Annotated in this window: 13 protein-coding genes, 2 tRNA genes and 1 pseudogene; 6 read left to right on the forward strand and 10 right to left on the reverse strand. The window is 56.5% G+C overall.

Annotated features, from left to right (window positions below; all coding sequences use genetic code 11):
• Positions 1–38 precede the first annotated feature (38 nt).
• The 3 genes from G8770_RS05535 (at position 39) to G8770_RS05545 (ending at position 2125) form a co-directional block, all read left to right on the forward strand.
• The gene (locus tag G8770_RS05535; protein ID WP_167182929.1) at positions 39–539 is read left to right on the forward strand and encodes a DUF2780 domain-containing protein; all 501 of its coding nucleotides are present in this window, start codon (positions 39–41) and stop codon (positions 537–539) included.
• Positions 540–718: 179 nt separating this feature from the next.
• Entirely contained in the window at positions 719–1141 is a 423-nt protein-coding gene (locus G8770_RS05540; protein WP_167182932.1) for an META domain-containing protein, read from the forward strand.
• A 180-nt stretch (positions 1142–1321) separates the two neighbouring features.
• Positions 1322–2125, forward strand: coding sequence for a bestrophin-like domain (locus tag G8770_RS05545; RefSeq protein ID WP_167182934.1), 804 nt, complete (start codon positions 1322–1324; stop codon positions 2123–2125).
• A 92-nt stretch (positions 2126–2217) separates the two neighbouring features.
• Here G8770_RS05545 and G8770_RS05550 read toward each other — a convergent pair.
• Positions 2218–2294: transfer RNA gene (locus G8770_RS05550), tRNA-Met, on the reverse strand.
• A 251-nt stretch (positions 2295–2545) separates the two neighbouring features.
• Between G8770_RS05550 and G8770_RS05555 the strand changes: the two genes are divergently transcribed.
• Positions 2546–3793, forward strand: a complete 1248-nt coding sequence (locus G8770_RS05555) for a sterol desaturase family protein (RefSeq protein WP_167182937.1) — start codon at positions 2546–2548, stop codon at positions 3791–3793.
• Positions 3794–3914: 121 nt separating this feature from the next.
• On the opposite strand, the gene ychF is transcribed toward G8770_RS05555, so the two are convergent.
• From ychF to G8770_RS05600, 9 genes are all read right to left on the reverse strand, one after another.
• A complete protein-coding gene (gene ychF, locus G8770_RS05560) occupies positions 3915–5006 on the reverse strand; it encodes a redox-regulated ATPase YchF (RefSeq protein ID WP_167182940.1) in 1092 nt (363 codons plus the stop codon).
• A gap of 263 nt (positions 5007–5269) precedes the next feature.
• A complete protein-coding gene (locus G8770_RS05565; RefSeq protein WP_167182943.1) occupies positions 5270–7897 on the reverse strand; it encodes a TonB-dependent receptor in 2628 nt (875 codons plus the stop codon).
• A 414-nt stretch (positions 7898–8311) separates the two neighbouring features.
• Positions 8312–8893, reverse strand: coding sequence for an aminoacyl-tRNA hydrolase (gene pth, locus G8770_RS05570; RefSeq protein ID WP_167182946.1), 582 nt, complete (start codon positions 8891–8893; stop codon positions 8312–8314).
• 132 nt (positions 8894–9025) lie between these two features.
• The gene (locus G8770_RS05575) at positions 9026–9667 is read right to left on the reverse strand and encodes a 50S ribosomal protein L25/general stress protein Ctc (RefSeq protein ID WP_167182949.1); all 642 of its coding nucleotides are present in this window, start codon (positions 9665–9667) and stop codon (positions 9026–9028) included.
• Positions 9668–9873: 206 nt separating this feature from the next.
• Entirely contained in the window at positions 9874–10803 is a 930-nt protein-coding gene (locus G8770_RS05580) for a ribose-phosphate pyrophosphokinase (RefSeq protein ID WP_167183623.1), read from the reverse strand.
• Positions 10804–11068: 265 nt separating this feature from the next.
• Positions 11069–11143 (reverse strand) — tRNA-Gln (locus tag G8770_RS05585).
• A 7-nt stretch (positions 11144–11150) separates the two neighbouring features.
• On the reverse strand, positions 11151–12020 hold the full coding sequence (gene ispE / locus G8770_RS05590; protein ID WP_167182951.1) for a 4-(cytidine 5'-diphospho)-2-C-methyl-D-erythritol kinase: 870 nt from the start codon (positions 12018–12020) through the stop codon (positions 11151–11153).
• Positions 12021–12129: 109 nt separating this feature from the next.
• Positions 12130–12825: a lipoprotein insertase outer membrane protein LolB gene (gene lolB / locus G8770_RS05595; RefSeq protein ID WP_167182954.1), complete on the reverse strand. Its 696-nt coding sequence runs from the start codon at positions 12823–12825 to the stop codon at positions 12130–12132.
• A gap of 170 nt (positions 12826–12995) precedes the next feature.
• Positions 12996–14744, reverse strand: a complete 1749-nt coding sequence (locus G8770_RS05600) for a tetratricopeptide repeat protein (protein ID WP_167182957.1) — start codon at positions 14742–14744, stop codon at positions 12996–12998.
• Between the two features lie 556 nt (positions 14745–15300).
• Between G8770_RS05600 and hemA the strand changes: the two are divergent.
• Together hemA and prfA are read left to right on the forward strand one after the other, a co-directional pair.
• Positions 15301–16572: pseudogene (gene hemA / locus G8770_RS05605) on the forward strand (glutamyl-tRNA reductase); the annotation flags it as partial.
• Positions 16573–16938: 366 nt separating this feature from the next.
• Positions 16939–18021, forward strand: coding sequence for a peptide chain release factor 1 (gene prfA, locus G8770_RS05610; protein ID WP_167182963.1), 1083 nt, complete (start codon positions 16939–16941; stop codon positions 18019–18021).
• The last annotated feature ends 4 nt before the right edge of the window (positions 18022–18025 follow it).

Consider the following 18025-nt stretch of genomic DNA (forward strand, 5'->3'; position numbering starts at 1 on the left):
CTTGCCTTTTAACGGATTACCTTCAAGGAAAGACCGCTATGCCATTGATGCGCCACAGGTTTACGTTTGCTCTGCCACTGCTCGCCAGCATGGTGTTCAGCTCTGCGTCGTCGGGGTTCAGCTTGAGTGAAGTGCTTGGCGGTTCTGATGAGGCACCGGTCGGTGCTGCCAGTACGGGCTCCCCCATGGTTGATGGTCTGGTGGGGGCAGTGGGTGAACAATTGGGAGTGTCACAAACTCAGGCACTGGGTGGGCTGGGTGCTCTGGTAGGCTACGCCGGTAACCAGCTGCCCGATGAGTACGCCGCTCAACTGCAGGCGCTGCTGCCGGGCCTCAACAGCCGTGCCGGCTCTGGCGGCAGCCTGGTCAGCGGCTTGATGAACAGTTTTAACAGTATGGACTCGGTCAAAACCGCGTTCAGTACCCTGGGAATGGATCCGTCAATGGTGGACCAGTTTATTCCGATGATGGAATCCTATCTGGCTGAGAATACCGATGCCTCGGCGGGGCTGGTGGGAGCCTTGCACGACCTGTGGTAGTGACCCCCTTGTCTAACCCTTTGGCCAAAGGCTGGCTCGCCAGGTGTGGTTGCACCGCGTTCGAAATAGCTGCGCCGTTTTCCTGCGAGTGCTATTGCCGGGAAAGCGGTGCTGGACATGGTCCACAGCGATGAAGAGTGGTTTAAGGAAATCGGTTTCAGCTTAACGGAGTGGTACCAATGGCTCGCCAAATTATTCCCACGACCTGTCTCCTGGCTTTGGTGCTCGGCGGTGGGTGCACGATGAAAGATGACGCACAGTCGGCGCAAACCTTATCGGGAGTCTGGCATGTAGACTATATAGAGGGCAGGGGGGTCATCGACAACAGCCCGGCCCATTATCAATTTCATGCGGATAACCAGCTCAGCGGGCATGCCACCTGCAATCAGTTTTCCGGTGCGTATTCTGTGGAGCAGGGCGAAATTACAATCGGTGAATTGGCCACTACTCGTAAAATGTGCCCGCCGGCCTTGATGGAGCAGGAGCAGCGTCTTCTGGAAGCGTTGAAGAGAGTGAAGCGTTGGAAGACCGACAATGGCCTGATGTACCTCTTTGATGCGAATGGCGCCGAGCTGTTCCGCGGCGGTCCCTGGAACAAATAAACTGCCGCTGACACGAATGCAGCGCCTTTGAAATAAAAAACGGATCGCGACGCATTCAAAAAAAGCCCTAAAGCGGCTCGGCTCTATCTGCCGGTATTAGCGGGATAATTGCTTTGGTTGGGGATTTGGCTGGCCTGCTTTCCCGTTGTGACTGTGATTGTCTGATGAGGAGATAGTTGCTTGTTCTTACCGGTTCTCTATGAACTCCCGATGGGGCTGATTTCAACACTGATTTTGGTCTGCCTGATCACCGCCGTTGAGATCGGGTACAGATTTGGCTGGTATCAACGCCGGCGCTGGGAGAACATCGAGTCAGGCGGTGGTGCCGTCGTTCAAACCTCTATTCTGGCGCTGTTGGGCCTGCTTCTGGCTTTTACTTACGGGGCCGGGGTCTCGCGTTTTGACGCTCGTAAGAGCGCGGTGATTCAAGAGGTCAATGCCATTGGCTCGGCTTTTAATGTGGCCGATCTCATTGCCGAGCCGGAGCGCACCGGGCTGCGACAAGCCCTGCTGGATTACGCCAGAACCCGAACCGCGGAATTGCCAACAACGCCGACGGCAGAACAGCTGGAAGCGGCGATTCGGATCACCACGGAAGCCCAGTCCAAAATCTGGCCGCTGGTCAATCGGGCGGTAGGCAAGGCGGCTTCGCCCGCGATACAGGGGGCGTTAATCTCCAACACCAACCATGTTCTGGATATGCATCAGGTGCGCCTGGCGGCCATCAACGATTTCCTGCCAATCAGTATTGTCATACTGCAGCTGTTTGTGGCGTCAGCCTCTCTGACCGTGGTGGGGTTTAATACCGGTTTATCAGGCCGAATAAGCCGCTGGCGCATGTATGTATTGGCTCTCGTTGTCACGGCGATTATGTTTGTGATTCTGGATTTTGATCTGAGTAAGGCCGGTTTTATCCAGGTCAATGATACCGGTCTCAAGGAGCTGGTACTGGCGATGGAAGCAGAAATAGCCGGCGGCCAGTAGTGGTGGTGTCTCCCTGAGTGTAAATCCGGGGCACAAATGTGAGGCGCATAAAAAAGGCCCGACGGTTGTTCACCGGTCGGGCCTTTCGAAGATGGTAGCTAGGGGCGGACTTGAACCGCCGACCCCAGCATTATGAGTGCTGTGCTCTAACCAGCTGAGCTACCTAGCCATCGTTTCGAGGGGCGCTATTCTGCTGATTTGACGGGTTGATGTCAAGCACCTAAATGTCTGATTTTCGAAGAATTTAACCGGGCCGCTCGGCGGTTGGACATTTCCAGTGAGCGGTGGCCTGGCGCCATTTGCGACTTATCGGTCAGGATTGGCCATTGTCTGCTGTGGGGCTGGCGGGTAGAGTCACCAGCAGAACAATAAAGGCGGGTGGGCGTTCCCTCGTACCCGATACAAATACAGAGAATAACCATGCAAGACACGATTCTGATGATGGCGATCCCGCTGTTTTTGGGGCTGATCGGCCTGGAGGTCTGGGTGGATCGTCGCCGCGGCAGTGGCCACTATCGCTTCAATGATGCCTTTGGCAGCCTGTCGCTGGGAATTGTCAGCCGCTCCAGTCAGCTGGTGGTGTTCAGCCTGGGGGGTGTGGTGATTGATCGCCTGTTGCCCGAAGTGCGGCTGATACCGTGGAGCAGCAGTAGCGGGTTCACCTGGGTGGTGGCCTTTGTCGGTTACGACTTTCTGTATTACTGGACCCACCGGATGGGACACACCCTGAATTTCTTCTGGGCCGGTCACGCCATTCATCATCAGAGTGAGGACTACAACCTCACGACGGCCCTGCGTCAGACCAGTACCGGCTTTATGACCTGGATTTTCGGTCTGCCGCTGTTGGCTCTGGGCATTCCGCTGGAGGTGTATCTGACCTGTGGCGCACTGAACCTGATCTACCAGTTCTGGGTGCACACCCAACATATCGACAAGCTTGGCTGGATGGAGTCCGTGATGGTGACGCCGTCCAACCACCGGGTGCATCACGGTCAGAATCCCCAGTACCTCGACAAAAACCACGGCGGGGTGTTTATCGTGTGGGATCGGCTGTTCGGCACGTTTCAGCCGGAGCTGGATGAGGTGGAGATTATCTATGGTGCCACGGTGCCGGTGCGCGCCCTCAATCCGCTCTGGGCCAATGTGCAGGTGTGGGCCGGTTTGGCCAGGGATGCCTGGCGCACCCGGAGCTGGTGGGACAAGTGCCGTATCTGGTTTATGCCCACCGGCTGGCGCCCGGCGGATATGGCGGCCAACTACCCGCTGGGCCAGTGTGATCTGCAGCATTTTCAAAAATACGATCCGGCGGTGGATGTACGCACCCGCAGCTACGGTATGTTTCAGCTGGCCTTGGCCGTGCCGCTGCTGGTCTACTTTTTGTTGCACTTCAAGGGATTGGGTTACCCGCTGGTGGTACTGGGTTTCGTCATGATCACCTTGCCTCTGGTCACCACAGCCTGGTTACTGGAGGGGCGCCGGCAGCGGTGGGAGTGGATCCGCCTGCTGGTATCCTGGATCGGTTTTGCGTTGGCCTGGCCGATCCTGGCGTCCGGCAGTGTGATGGTGTTTGGGGGCTATCTGGTGTTGAACTCGGTTGTGTATTGGGTGTTGCTGAGCCGCAGCAGGGGCGAGACAGGTGGTGTTCGGGTGGATTGTATCGAGGGGTAGGATTGGGCGAGACCCAGGGTGAAGGTGTTGCAAAAGCGGTCAGAGTGAATGGAGGGGCAAGCTCACGGAGCGGGAGAGCAGCGGCTGTATCCGCTGCTCTGTGTCCGGTTAGCGCGGTGCGTTAGACGTTAAAGCGGAAGTGAATCACATCGCCGTCTTTGACGATGTAGTCCTTGCCTTCCAGGCGCCATTTACCCGCGTCCTTCGCCCCTTGTTCGCCATTGTTGGCGACAAAGTCTTCGTAGCCGATGATTTCAGCGCGGATGAAGCCTTTTTCAAAGTCGGTGTGAATCTTGCCGGCGGCTTGAGGCGCGGTGGCACCTACCGGGATGGTCCAGGCGCGTACTTCTTTGACACCTGCGGTAAAGTAGGTGTGCAGGTCTAGCAGGCTGTAACCGCCGCGAATCACGCGGTTCAGGCCTGGCTCGTCCATGCCCAGATCTTCCAGAAACTCGGCTTTTTCGCCGTCATCCAACTCGGCAATTTCCGCTTCCAGCTTGTTGCAGATGGGCACCACGACCGCGTGTTCCCTGGCGGCAATTTCACGCACGGTATCCAGGAACGGGTTGTCTTCAAAGCCGTCTTCGTCCACGTTGGCAATGTACATGGTGGGTTTCAGCGTCAGCAGGCTCAGCTCGCGCAATTGCTTGAACTCGTCTTCCTTCAGGTCGAAGCTGCGCAGCGGCTGGGCCTCGTTCAGGTGCGGCAGGATCTTTTCCAGCAGAGCTTTCAGCTTAATGGCGTCTTTGTCTTGGCCTTTGGCGGCTTTGGTGACCCGCTGCAGGGCTTTTTCACAGGTTTCCAGATCGGCCAGTGCCAGCTCGGTGTTGATCACATCAATGTCGTCGGCGGGGTTGATTTTGCCCTCGACGTGGACGACGTTCTCATCTTCAAAGCAGCGCACCACGTGGGCGATGGCGTCGGTTTCACGAATGTTGGCCAGGAATTTGTTGCCCAGGCCTTCACCCTTGGAGGCACCGGCCACCAGGCCGGCAATGTCGACGAACTCCATGGTGGTGGGGATTACACGTTCAGGCTTCACAATCTCGGCCAGCTTGTCCTGACGGGGATCGGGCACGGTCACCGTACCTTCGTTGGGCTCGATGGTGCAGAAGGGAAAGTTTTCTGCTGCGATGCCGTTTTTGGTCAAGGCGTTAAACAGAGTGGATTTGCCGACGTTGGGCAGGCCGACGATGCCGCAATTAAAACCCATGGTGGTGTCTCTTGAGCGTTGGTCAATGGTGGGCCGTTGGCCCTTGACGGGGGTGGTGGCGGCAGCTGCCGTCCAAAGGCGCGTATTCTACACCAGAGCAGCTGCAGTTGCCCATGCCTGACTGGGTTGACTTGCAAGAGGGTTGGCCCGCCAGACCTGTGGCTGGCGGGACGGGGTTGCGCCGTTTGGCGCCGGAGGGTTGGGCCGTGAGCGTGAGGGCATCGAATCTGCCTCACGCGTTCACGCTCTCAGGGGGCGCTCCCCTAAAAGTTGTAGCGGGCATCAATTCCCCAGGTGAGAGGCGCGCTGACCTGAGTGTGCGCCGTGCCCAGATCGCTGGCGGTCAGGCCGCCGGGAATACCGGTGTATTGATTGTCGAGCAGGTTTTTGCCCCACAGGGCCAGCAGGTAGTGCTCATCTTCACTGCTCCAGGCCAGGCGGGCGTTCAGGATTTTCTGGTCGTCGCCGAAGTTTTCAATGGTTTCATATTCCGGCAGATAATTTGGGCTGTCGGGGCCAAAGTCCTGTTCATTGAACACATAATCCAGATGCAGGTTGAGGTTGCCTGGCAGCTTGAAATCAGGCGCCCAATCCAGCGACAGTGTATAGGCGGTGAGAGTATCGGGTGTCTCGCTGCTGCCATCAGAGAGGTTGCCTTGAGCATCAATGTAGTTTTCGTATTCGCTGTCACTGTTGCGCATGGTGGTGACCATGGACAGCTGCAGCGAGCGGGTCGGCACCCAGGTCAGCGACAGCTCCCAGCCGTCGATCTCTTCGTCACCGCTGATGATGATCGGCGCGGCCAGTCCTGGAATGCTGGGGTCCGCCGACGTCACTGACTTTTGGCGATTTTTGTAATCCATCTTGAAATAACTGAATTGAGTGCGCAGGCGATTGTCAAAAAAGTCACCTTTAAGGCCCCACTCGATGTTGGCCACGTCTTCGGGGTCCAGTGGTGTGATGGATGAGTTGAGAACAAAGCTGTCGAAGCCGCCGGAGGTGTAGCCGGTGGAGTAGGACAGGAAACTCATCAGGTCTTCGTTAATGTGATATTGAACCACCGCTCGCCCGGTGGTTTTGCTCCATTCATCGGCCGCAGTGACCTGGCTGTTCACCAGCCCCACGCCGGACAGGCTCAACGGTGACAGAAAGTTGGTGGCGGTGGGGATGTCTCCAACAAAGGGAATGCCCAGGCTGGCATAGTAGCCGCGCTCGGCATTAATGTTACTGGCCATGGTGCTCAGCGGGTTTCCCCAGCTGAACTCTTTTTCATCTTTGGAGTAGCGCAGGCCGAAGATCAGGTTCCATTGATCGGTTACCGCTATATCAATGTCGGCGTAAATGCCGTAGTTGGTGAAGGTGCCGGTGTTGCTGACCGTCTCTGTCCAGAGGCTGCCGGCATAGTCGCTGTTGACCCAGCCCGCGGCGAGCACCTCATGGTAGCCGTTGAGCAACGGACCATAGCCGGCCCCGTAAATACCACCCAGTGCCGCCTGGTATTCGGCGTTGGAGTAGGCGGGAATGCCCAGGCCGGCAAAATCACCGGGTGAGCCGCCACCGGTGAGTACGCCAAACAGGGTATCCCAGTCAGCCGGGTTCCAGAGGTGATCGAGGGCCGGGATGGTGCCGCCGGAGAGGGCGTCCAGCAAGCCGTTGGCCACCTGGGTGGCCAGGGTCGAGGCGGTCTCTGCAGTACTGGTGATGTGGGTGTCCTGACTTTTGTTTTCTCTGGAGTAGGTCAGGCCGCCGACAAAATTGATGCGGTCGCTGTTGTAATTCAGTTGCAGCTCGGTGTAGGTAATCTCTGAACTTTCAATGTTGTCTGTATCCAGATAGGTATACACGCTGCCGGTGCCGTCTTCGTCCTGACGGTTGGTGGTGTCCAGTTCGCGATGATTGGCCCACCAGCCCAGTGTCCAGTTGTCGTCAAAAGTGTGGTTGAGACGGAGCCCGGCTGAGTACATATCGCGGGTTTCCTGGCCGTCGATGACATCGTTGTAGGCCTCATCAAAGGAGACTTTGCCCTGGCGGTAGCCCGAGACCGCAGCCGGGCCATTATCGGTATCGTCGAAGTCGTAATTGAGTTGTAATTCTGTGCTGTCGCTCAGCTGCCACAGCAGGGCAAGGCGCCCGGTGAGGTTATCCTGTTCGCCGATGTCGCTGCCACCGGGTAGCTGGTTGTCAATGTAGCCATCAAAATTGTTGCTCAGGAGGTTGGCGCGCAAGGCCAGATTGTCAGCGAGCGGCAGGTTGAGCATGCCCTCCCAGCGCTGCAGGCCATAGTTGCCGGCTTTCAGCTGGATAAAGCCTTCCGAGCTGTCGGGCAGTGGTTGATTGGGGACCATATTGATGCTGCCCGCCGCGGCGTTGCGGCCCGCCAGCGTTCCCTGGGGGCCTTTCAGAATTTCGATACGCTCCATATCGGAGAAGGCTATGGTGGTGGCTGCCCGGGGCAGGTAGACCCCGTCGTAGAAAGTGGCCACCGAGGCATCGCCGCCGGAGCTGATGTTGGCGCTCTCAATGCCGCGGATGCTGAAGCGGGCCTGCGTGAGGCCGCCCCCGGAGTCAAAGCCTGGGATGTAGTCATCGATATCATCCAGCACCAGGGCGCCGGTGTTTTCCATGTCTTGTGGCGAAAAAGTACCTATGGCAATCGGAACTTCCATGGAGCTCTGTTCGCGTTTCTGGGCGGTAACAATCAATTCTTCCAGAGTGTAACCGGGAGATCCTGTAGGGCCGGGAGAGTCTGATGCCGTGTCGGCACTGGCGCCGCTGCTGATGGCGAGGGCTATGGCCAGGACCAGCGGTTGAGAGAGGGGCAGTGGTTGCAACAGAGACCGTGATTGAAAGCGAGACAGTGGCTGGACTGGAGCAGGGCGATACAGTGTCATGGTGCATTCCTTTTTAAGGTTTTTTTTGTTTTGGTGGTATTGGTTACAAATCCTTTGGTCTTAAGCTTTTTAGGTGTTGCGGGCAGTCTTCAGGTATTAACCGGAAGGGGTCTTTCGGCAAATGGAGACGGAATTACTCATTCGGCTGTCATTGTGATGAGGGGGGCGATGGCGCGTCTAACGGATTTTAAAATCCGTCAGTGAAAATGCCGGCGATGGTGAGAAGTTTGTCTGACACAGTGAAGCCTGCAGGGCTGGCTGGAGCTGAACCGCCGAGGCGCTGGCGCATCTCGACGGGTATAGGTGCTGCTGAGGCGGTCTGTGCGGGGATGGTAAGTGCTTACGTTGATGGCGCTTAGGTTGCGGGCATCAATTTACCGGTCGAACTTACTGGTTTGTGTGGTTTTGGGGTGTTTACGAGGTGTGCAGCTGTTTCATAGCCGCATTCCATTCGCCTCGAACCAGGTGCGGCATGACTTGGCAGGCGGCGTAGATGCTGTCTTCGGTCTGGTTGAATTCATCAGTCGGGGCTTTTTTGAGGACGTAGGCCGAGACTTGCTTGGCGTTGCCGGGATGGCCAATGCCAATGCGCAGGCGGGCAAAGTTTTTGTTGTTTCCCAGCGCGCTGATGATGTCCCGCAAGCCGTTGTGACCGCCGTGGCCGCCACCGATTTTCAGTTTGGCGATGCCGGGTTCCATGTCCAGTTCATCGTGGGCCACCAGAATCGCCTCGGGCGGAATTTTGTAAAAGTTCGCCAGTGCGCCTACCGACTGTCCGCTGCGGTTCATGAAGGTGGCCGGAATCAGCAGGCGGATCGGGCGGTGATCAATCGTGATCTGGCCGATGCTGCCAAAAAACTTCTTTTCCGGCGTCAGGCTGGTGTTGTGCTGGCGGGCCAGCTCGGTGACAAAATCGGCACCGGCATTGTGACGGGTTTGGTGGTATTCGTTGCCGGGGTTTCCGAGGCCGACAATCAGCTGAATAGGTGTGTCCATAAATGGGGTCCCTGGTGCAGTGCGGGTATCCTGAAAATCAATAACATACAAAAACGGCCGGGAGTGTCTCCACTCGCCGGCCGTTCGTCAAGGCTTGCTGTCGCAGCTGGCCTTGGGAGCGATGCGTCCGAATTACTCGGCTGCGTCTTCTCCACCTTCTTCGCTGGACGCTTCAGTGTCTTCCGTCATGCCTTTCGGCTTGATGATGGAAACAACCGCGCCGTCGTGATCTTCACCGTGAGACAGGGCCACGGAGGTCACGTCTTTAGGCAGAACCAGCTCGGAGATGTGCAGGGTTTGACCCAGTTCCATATCGGCCAGATCCACTTCAATGAACTCGGGCAGGTTTGCTGCCAGACATTCAATTTCCAGCTCGGTCATGGTGTGAATGGCTTTACCGCCTTGCACTTTAACGCCTTTGCTGTTGTCTTCGTTGATGAAGTGCAGAGGTACCTTAACGGCGACTTTCTTGGTCTTGGAGACGCGCATGAAGTCGGCGTGCATGATCACCGGTTTGGATGGGTGGCGCTGCAGGTCCTTCAACAAAACGCTTTCGCTCTTGTCACCGACGTTGATGGTGATGATGTGCGAGTAAAACGCTTCATTTTCCAGCTGCTTAACCAGATCTTTGTGCGGGATCTGGATGGTGGCTGGCTTTTTCGTGCCACCGTAAACGATAGCAGGTACTTGGCCTTCCAGACGACGCAGGCGGCGGCTCGCACCTTTCCCTGCATCTTCACGGGCTACGGCATTCAATACAAAATCTTCAGACATGTGTCTTTCCTCAAATGATACTGTTCGGATTCCGCGACCAGAAACCCGACAGGCTTTAAAACACTAAAGCCTGCGTGTCGTTCCCGGTTCGACTGCGAGAGTCGGGGTGCGAGGCAGGCTTTAGTGACGTTTTCCAAGTGAAATGTTTTCTAAATCAATGGCTTAGCGAAACTGTCGTTGGTGTTTGGCGAAACCGTCGTCAATGTTTAGCGGAACATAGCACTCAGAGATTCTTCGTTGCTCAGGCGGCGTACCGCTTCGGCCAGCATGGCCGACAAAGTGAGCTGGCGGATTCTACCACAATTCTTGGCGTCGTCACTCAAAGGAATGGAATCGGCGACAACTAATTCATCCAGCACGGAGTTGGTGATGTTGCTCATGGCCTTGCCCGACAGCACGGGGTGAGTACAGTAAGCGATAACTTTCTTTGCGCCGAACTCTTTCAGGGCTTTGGCGGCGCCACAGAGGGTGCCAGCGGTGTCCACCATGTCATCCACCAGCAGGCAGGTGCGGCCTTCTACTTCACCGATCAGGTTCATGACCTCGGCCACATTGGCTTTCGGACGACGTTTATCAATGATCGCCAGCTCAATGCCAATCTGTTTGGCCAGGGCGCGGGCACGTACCACGCCACCGATGTCCGGAGAGACAATGATCATGTCTTCGTAGTTCTGTCTGTGGATGTCGTCGAGCAGCACGGGAGAGCCGTAAACGTTGTCCACCGGGACGTCAAAGAATCCCTGAATCTGCTCGGCGTGAAGATCAACGGTGAGTACGCGGTCAATGCCGGCGCCGACCATCATGTCAGCCACTACTTTGGCGGTGATGGGGACACGAGAAGAGCGAACGCGGCGATCCTGGCGGGCATAGCCAAAGTAGGGGACGACGGCGGTGATGCGGGCGGCGGAGGCGCGGCGCAGGGCGTCGACCATCACGATCAGCTCCATCAGGTTGTCATTGGTGGGTGCGCAGGTGGACTGAACCACAAAGACATCGCGACCACGGACGTTTTCATTCAGCTCAACGGTGATTTCGCCATCGGAGAATTTGCCAACGGTCGCGTCACCCATGGGAATGCCCAGGCGATCGACGATTTGGTTGGCCAGTTCAGGGTTTGCGTTGCCGGTAAAGACCATTAATTCAGCCACGTGCGGTACCTTTTCTTGGTTAGGACAGTTCTGAGTGCGTCAGTGCAATTTCATGTTTGTACAGCAGTCGGGCGTTGTACAAAATTTGTAATAAAAGAGGTTAGCAGTTTTCGCCAATACTGGTCACTTATCGACATTCACCTGAAGGTGTTAACCACAGGATGAGAGCGTCTCATTCTCACGGCTGCTAATACAAAAACAGCCGACCTTTTCAGGTCAGCTGTTTTTATTGAGCTTTTACCAAGCTCTAAAATGGCTGGGGTGGAAGGATTCGAACCTTCGCATGACGGGATCAAAACCCGCTGCCTTACCGCTTGGCTACACCCCAGTGGTGTTCACCGGTTTAACAGTTGATGTACTTCTGATTGATTGACTCCGCGAGCAACAAACCCTTTCAGGTGATCCGGCGCTTTGGCCAGTACCGCCTCAGCAGAGGCTTTGTCGTCGAACGGGGCAAACACGCAAGCACCTGTTCCGGTCATCTTGGCATCGCCATATCGGCTTAACCATTCCAGTGCAGAATCCACTTCAGGGAAGAGGTTTCTGACCAGTGGTTGGCAGTCGTTGTGACCACCCTGCTCAAGAAAGGCCGCTACTGTAATGTCCGACGTGCCTCTTGTCAAATCTTTGTGTGAAAAAATTTCAGCGGTGGAAACGTGGCAGTCGGGGGTTAGCACCAGGAACCAATCTTCTGGCATTTCAACAGCTTGCAGCTGTTCGCCGATGCCTTCTGCCCAGGCAGTTTTGCCGCGGATGAAAACCGGTACGTCGGCGCCAAGCTGGCGCCCCAGTTCGGCGAGAGTGTCAGTATCGAGCTGCAGCCCCCAGAGGTGGTTAAGGGCCAGCAAGGTGGTCGCTGCGTTGCTGCTGCCGCCGCCGATACCCCCTCCCATCGGCAGCCGCTTGTCGAGATGAATGTCGACACCCAGTGGCGGGTTGTCCAGATCCACTCGGGCCCGATGTTGTTGAGCATAGCCCTGAAGTAAGCGGGCTGCGCGTACAATGAGGTTGTCTTCGGTGGCGACGCCGGGGATGTCCGGCTGCAGGGTGATCTGCTCATCCTGGCGGCGCTGATAGTGCAGCTGGTCGCCAAAATCCAGCAGCTGAAACAGGGTCTGCAGGGTGTGGTAGCCGTCACTCCGTTGTCCGGTGATGTGTAAAAACAAATTCAGTTTGGCCGGCGCCGGCAGCGTTATCGAGTTCATGTGGGTATGGGTCTTGAGTAAGGTCTTCAGTGTAAGTGGGTCAGTTAGTGTCAGGGAGCGCGGTATAAAGGCGCCAGACACGCCGTCAGGCCGGGTTTCACCGCCCGACTCAATGCAACTGCCACTGGTTAATGATGAAGGTCAGTTTGATGTCGCTGTCCTGGTCCGCCAGGCGATGGCGTGCCACCACTTTACCGGGTAGTTGCCAGCCATCAATCTGCTGATAGCGGGGGTAGCTGATGTCCCAGCCGTTTTGCTGCAGCGTTTGCAGGGTGCCATCCTCATAGTGGATGCTTTGGTTCACCGGTTGATTGGGGGCCGGGATGCCTTTTACCCAATAGTTCAGTTCGCTGACCGGCAGCCACCAGCCCAGGGTGTTGTACATCAGTTGTTCGGCGGTGGCCGCGAACCGCGCTTCCTGTCCGGCTTGCTCTAAAGAGACCTGGTTGTCAGTGCCGCGCACCCAGGTGCTACCCTGCCCCAGAGGGCCGTTGAGCAGGATGGCGAATTGTTCCGGCAGCTGTTTCCAGTTGAAATAAACGCTGCCGGAGTGATCGGGGACGCGGATGCCAAGTTTGCCCTGCACCTGCCAGTGGGCGATATTTCCGAGAACGGTGCGGTAATCATCCCACTGGGTCAGCGCGGAGGGCGCGGCGGGTAATGGGGGTGTTTGTTGGGCACTGTCGGGCATCTGTTGACCGGCACAGGCGGTGAGCAAAAGCAGGATCGTTGCCGCACTGGGCAGCCGGATGGCTGGCACCGACGAAAGGCAGTAAGCAAAAAAACGGGTTGGTGTTTGTGTCATGAGTATGGTCGGTTGCAGACCAAAGGTTCGCACCGGGGTGCTGACAGTGGCTTGGGTATCGCCGCTGTCGCGCGGGGCTGATCTTTGGTTGGGTGTCGGGTCATTAAGTTGCCGGTGGAGAATGTAGTGTTCCGAGCGCGGCGCGGTGCGCAGATGATAGCGCGTTTTGGTCAGGGCGTCGTGTTTGACGCCTCTGAGGATTTCAAGCGATCCATCACGGCGGGAATGACCCGGCTGCTGGGTTCCAGTCTCATGCCCTCTGCCCAGACTTTTTCGGCCTCGTCGTGCTCACCGTTCATCCACAGCACTTCACCCAGATGCGCAGCAATTTCATGATCGGGAAAGGCTTTCATGGCTTCTCTCAACCTCAGCAGGGCCTCTTTCATGTTGCCCAGGCGATATTGCACCCAGCCCATGCTGTCAATGATGGCGGGGTCATCAGGTTTCAGTTGCAGAGCCTGGGAAATCAGGTCGTGGGCTTCGCTGTAGCGGTCGGTTCGATCGGCCAGGGTATAACCCAGGGCATTTAAAGCGGTGGCATTGTTGGGGTCCTGTTGGATGATGCTGCGCAGATCACTTTCCAGCACATCGATCATGTCCAGCTGTTCGCTGACCATGGCGCGGCTGTACAGCAGGGCCGAGCTGCCGGGAAACTGGTTCAGGCCCTGGGTCAGAACATTCTTCGCATCCACCAGGTTGAGGTGACGGCTTAACACTTCGGCTTCGAGCAGGTAAAACCGTTCAGCCTGGCTGGGGAATCGATCGCGAGCGGCATTGAGTCGTTTGTGGGCGGCTTTGAGTTGTCCGCCACGGACCAGAATGTCGGTGGTTTGCAACATGGCCGGCATGAAGTCTGGCCCGGGTCCCACCAGAATGTAATTCTGCAGGGCCTGGTCCCAGAGCTGGCGCTTTTCGGCAATTCGGCCGAGATAGTAGTGTGCCGAAGAGCGGTGGCGCTCGAAGGTGGTGAGTTCGGTAAAGTACTCTTCGGCTTCGTCCAGCAGGCCGCGTTCGTTGCAGATCAGGGCGAGAGAGTACAGCAGCTCTGGATCGTTAGGGGATTCTTCCAGCAACAGGGTAAATTGTTCCTGCGCTTTTTCGAGGTCGGTTGATGCCAGGAGGCGGGCGTACTGCAGCCGCAGGCGTTTGTTTTCAGGGTGGCGGTTGACCAGTTGAGCCAGGCGTTTGATGGCTTTTTCAGGCTGCTGTAACTGGGTCAAAATGGTGGTTTCCAGAATCACCGCGGGTATCAGTTCTTCGTCCACGTCCAGAGCCTTGCCCGCCATCTCCAGAGCTTTTTCCAGCTCATTTTGCTGTTGATACAGCAGCCCCAGACCAATCAGCAACTCGGTATTTTGCGGGTATTGCTCATGCAGTTGCAGAAAGGATTGTCGCAGTTCTTCGCGTTCGGGCTCCGTGGCTTTGGAGGCTTGAGCGGCAATGCTTTGATAGATCGGGGTGCTGTGGTGTTGCAGCAGGTAGTTGGAGTGCTCGACGGCTTCCATCAGGCGTCCGCTGCGGGTGAGTTCGGTGGCAGCAATAAAGTGGGCTTCCAGGTCATCCGGGCTGATTTCAACCCACAGCAAGGAGGTGTTGAGCGCCGCCTGGCGGGCATTAAGGTAACGGGCAATGCGGGTGGCTCTTGCCGCAACACCCGGGTCGCGAGTTTTGTGGGCCTGCTGGATGTAGTTGCCGAGCGCGATGTCGTAACGTTCGCGACTGCCAGCCATTTCGGCAACCAGTAAAGAATAGAGCGTCTCGGGGGCAAAAGGACGACTGGGTTTTTTGACCTCTGCGGCAGATTCCGGGTCAGTAGCGGTGTCGCTGGCCGTCTGGTTGGCGGGGGCGGTGAGTTGAGTGGCGCAACCCTGCAGGAACAGGGCGGTGAAGATCATGGTGCTGAGAAGTCGTCGTGTCATGAAAAGGCTGCTTTTCTCTCTCGGGAATTAAGGTGGGCTGAGGATGGAGTGCTCCGCTCTATGACCCGCGTGAAAGCGACCAACCATCCGTGTCATAAAACGAGTGTGAACCATCAACAGGCGTCCCAAAGTTAATAATGGCCATATGAGAGCCACAATCTTTGAGACAACCATACCGGTGAAAGGTTGCCAGGCTCAATAGCCAGTATAGTTTTGAATTTGCCGAACCGGCAGTTCTTTGCATGCAATATGCCATTTCTTGTGAATTATCAACGGCATATGGCGCAGACTCGGGTTGCGTGAGGGCATTTGGGGCGCGGCATATCACCGAGTTTGCCGGGGGCCTGCCGGAAACCCTCTGACACGAGCTGGATTCAGACTGAAAGACCGTCCTGATGCAGTGGATTGTTGGGCGCTGATTGCACTCTCTGCAAGTAATCCGGCGTCAATTTTGTAATAATGGCCCATTATTCAGGGTAGGGCCTCTTGCCAGAAAGTGGCTGTAGCCGGAAAATCACGCCCTTTGACTTGTACTTGTGAACATTATTAGCGCTCTATGACTCTGCTGGCTTTTGGCATCAATCACAATACGGCTTCCCTGGACATCCGGGAACGCGTGGCCTTTGCACCCGAGCAGATGCGGGAGGCCTTGTTGAAGGCCTGCGACTACCCTCATTTGGAAGAAATTGCGATTCTTTCCACCTGTAACCGCACCGAGGTTTACGTTGACCTGCTGGAAAGCGCTGACCCCGCAGCGGATCCGGCCAAGCTCTATGCGCCAGTGCAGCATTGGCTGGAAAGTTTTCACCAACTCAACCCGGCGGATTTGGACAGTTGTCATTACTGTTATCGAGACGAAGAGGCCGTTGGCCACATGATGAAAGTGGCCAGCGGGCTGGACTCGCTCGTGCTGGGGGAGCCGCAGATTCTGGGGCAGATGAAATCCGCCTATTCCGTCGCCTGCGACGCCGGTACGGTGGGACGCAGCTTGCACAATGCCTTTCACCAGGTCTTCGGGATAGCCAAGCGGGTTCGCACCGAGACGGCCATCGGTGAAAACCCCGTGTCGGTGGCCTATGCCGCGGTGTCTCTTGCGCAGCAAATTTTCTCTGACCTCAAGCAGGATACTGCGCTGCTGATCGGTGCCGGTGAAACCATTGAGCTGGTGGCTCAACACCTGGCGCAACAGGGAGTTGGGCACATCATTGTGGCCAACAGAACACTGGAGCGCGCCAGTCTGCTGGCGGAGAAGTTTTCGGCAGAAGCGGTGTTGCTGGCTGACATTCCGGATCATTTACACCGCGCTGACATTGTCATTACCTCCACCGCCAGTCAGTTGCCGTTATTGGGCAAGGGCGCGGTAGAGTCCGCCCTGAAAAAACGCCGGCACAAGCCGATGTTTATGGTGGATATCGCAGTGCCACGTGATGTGGAGCCGGAAGTGGGCGAATTGGATGACGTGTACCTGTATAGCGTCGATGACTTGCGGGAAGTGATTGATGAAGGCAAGCGCTCCCGCCAGCAGGCCGCAGAAAAAGCGGCAACCATTGTCGCTGATGGTGTCCGCCAATACCTGCGTGAACAGCGGGCGCTGGATTCGGTTGCCACCATTAAAGCGTATCGGCAGAAAGCCGAGAGTGTTCGCGATCAGGAATTGAGCAAGGCGTTAAAATCCCTCGAATCCGGTGCCGCCCCGGAACAGGTGTTGAGTCAGTTGGCGCGTGGTTTGACGAACAAACTGTTGCATGGACCGACCACACGTTTGAAGAAAGCCGGCGCTTCTGGCGATAACCAGTTGCTCGATTTGACCCATGAATTATTTGATTTGTCGGGCGAAGATACGGTGCGTGCCGATAGCAAGCCGACCGCAAACGGGCCGCTTACCTCTGCCGTGCCGGATAGTGCTATGTCTGCAGGCAAACCCTGTAACGATGAGCCGTTGGCCACTGAGCGGCCCGGCAGTGAATCAGCTGACGCGGTGTGTTCTGGCCGTAAGCACCCTGAGAACACCCTGCCTGACCATCAGCCCTCTGAGCGTAAACTGCACGACTTGTAGCACCCTTTAACCTCCGCTGGGTGGCAGGCCTGCTGATGAGCGCCTGCCTGCTGGCGTATCAGAATATAATGACATAACCCAAAATCATCGAGCTGCGTGGTGTTAGCCAGGCTCACTGAATATTTTGAGAATTCGACTATGAAAGCTTCAATCCGGGAAAAACTGGAAAATTTGCAGGACCGTTACGGTGAGGTTGCCGCGTTATTAAGCGATGCGGAAATCATCTCGGATCAAAACCGTTTTCGTGACCTTTCCAAGGAATACGCTGAGCTGGAACCGGTGGTGAAGTGCTTCGCGGAATACTGTCAGGTGATGGAAGACATTGATGAAGCCAAATCCCTGTTGAAAGACGGCGATGCGGACATGCGGGAAATGGCCCAGGAAGAGCTAAAGGAAAGCGAATCCCGACAGGAGCCTCTGGAGCTGGAACTGCAACGGTTATTGTTGCCCAAAGACCCCAATGATGAGAAGAATGTGTTTTTGGAAATTCGCGCCGGAACCGGTGGCGATGAGGCGGCTATCTTCTCCGGTGACCTGTTTCGCATGTACTCCAAATACGCAGAAACCCAGAAGTGGAAGATTGAAATTCTCAGTGAAAATGAGGGCGATCACGGCGGTTATAAAGAAATCATCACCCGTATCGTGGGGCAGGGGGTGTATTCCAAGCTGAAGTTTGAGTCCGGTGCGCATCGGGTGCAGCGGGTACCCGACACGGAATCCCAGGGCCGCATTCACACATCCGCCTGTACGGTAGCCGTTATGCCGGAAGCGGACGCCATGGAAGAGGTGGAAATCAACAAGGCCGACATTCGCGTGGATACATTTCGGGCCAGCGGTGCCGGTGGTCAGCACGTCAACAAAACCGATTCGGCAATCCGCATTACCCATCTGCCCACGGGCCTGGTGGTGGAGTGTCAGGACGAGCGCTCCCAGCATAAAAATCGCGCCCGGGCGATGTCACTGCTGGCGTCGCGGCTGAAAAATGCGCAGGAGGAAGTGGCGGCCAAAAATATTGCCGATGAACGGCGTAACCTGGTGGGTAGCGGGGATCGCTCCGAGCGCATTCGCACCTACAACTTCCCTCAGGGGCGGGTGACTGACCACCGTATTAACCTGACCCTTTACAAGTTGCAGGAAGTCATGGAAGGCGAGCTGGGTGAAGTTATTCAGCCACTGGTGAATGAGTATCAGGCCGATCAGTTGGCGGCACTGGCCGATTAGGTTG

The sequence above is a fragment of the Pseudomaricurvus hydrocarbonicus genome (genome assembly GCF_011602365.1).
GTDB lineage: Bacteria > Pseudomonadota > Gammaproteobacteria > Pseudomonadales > Cellvibrionaceae > Pseudomaricurvus > Pseudomaricurvus hydrocarbonicus.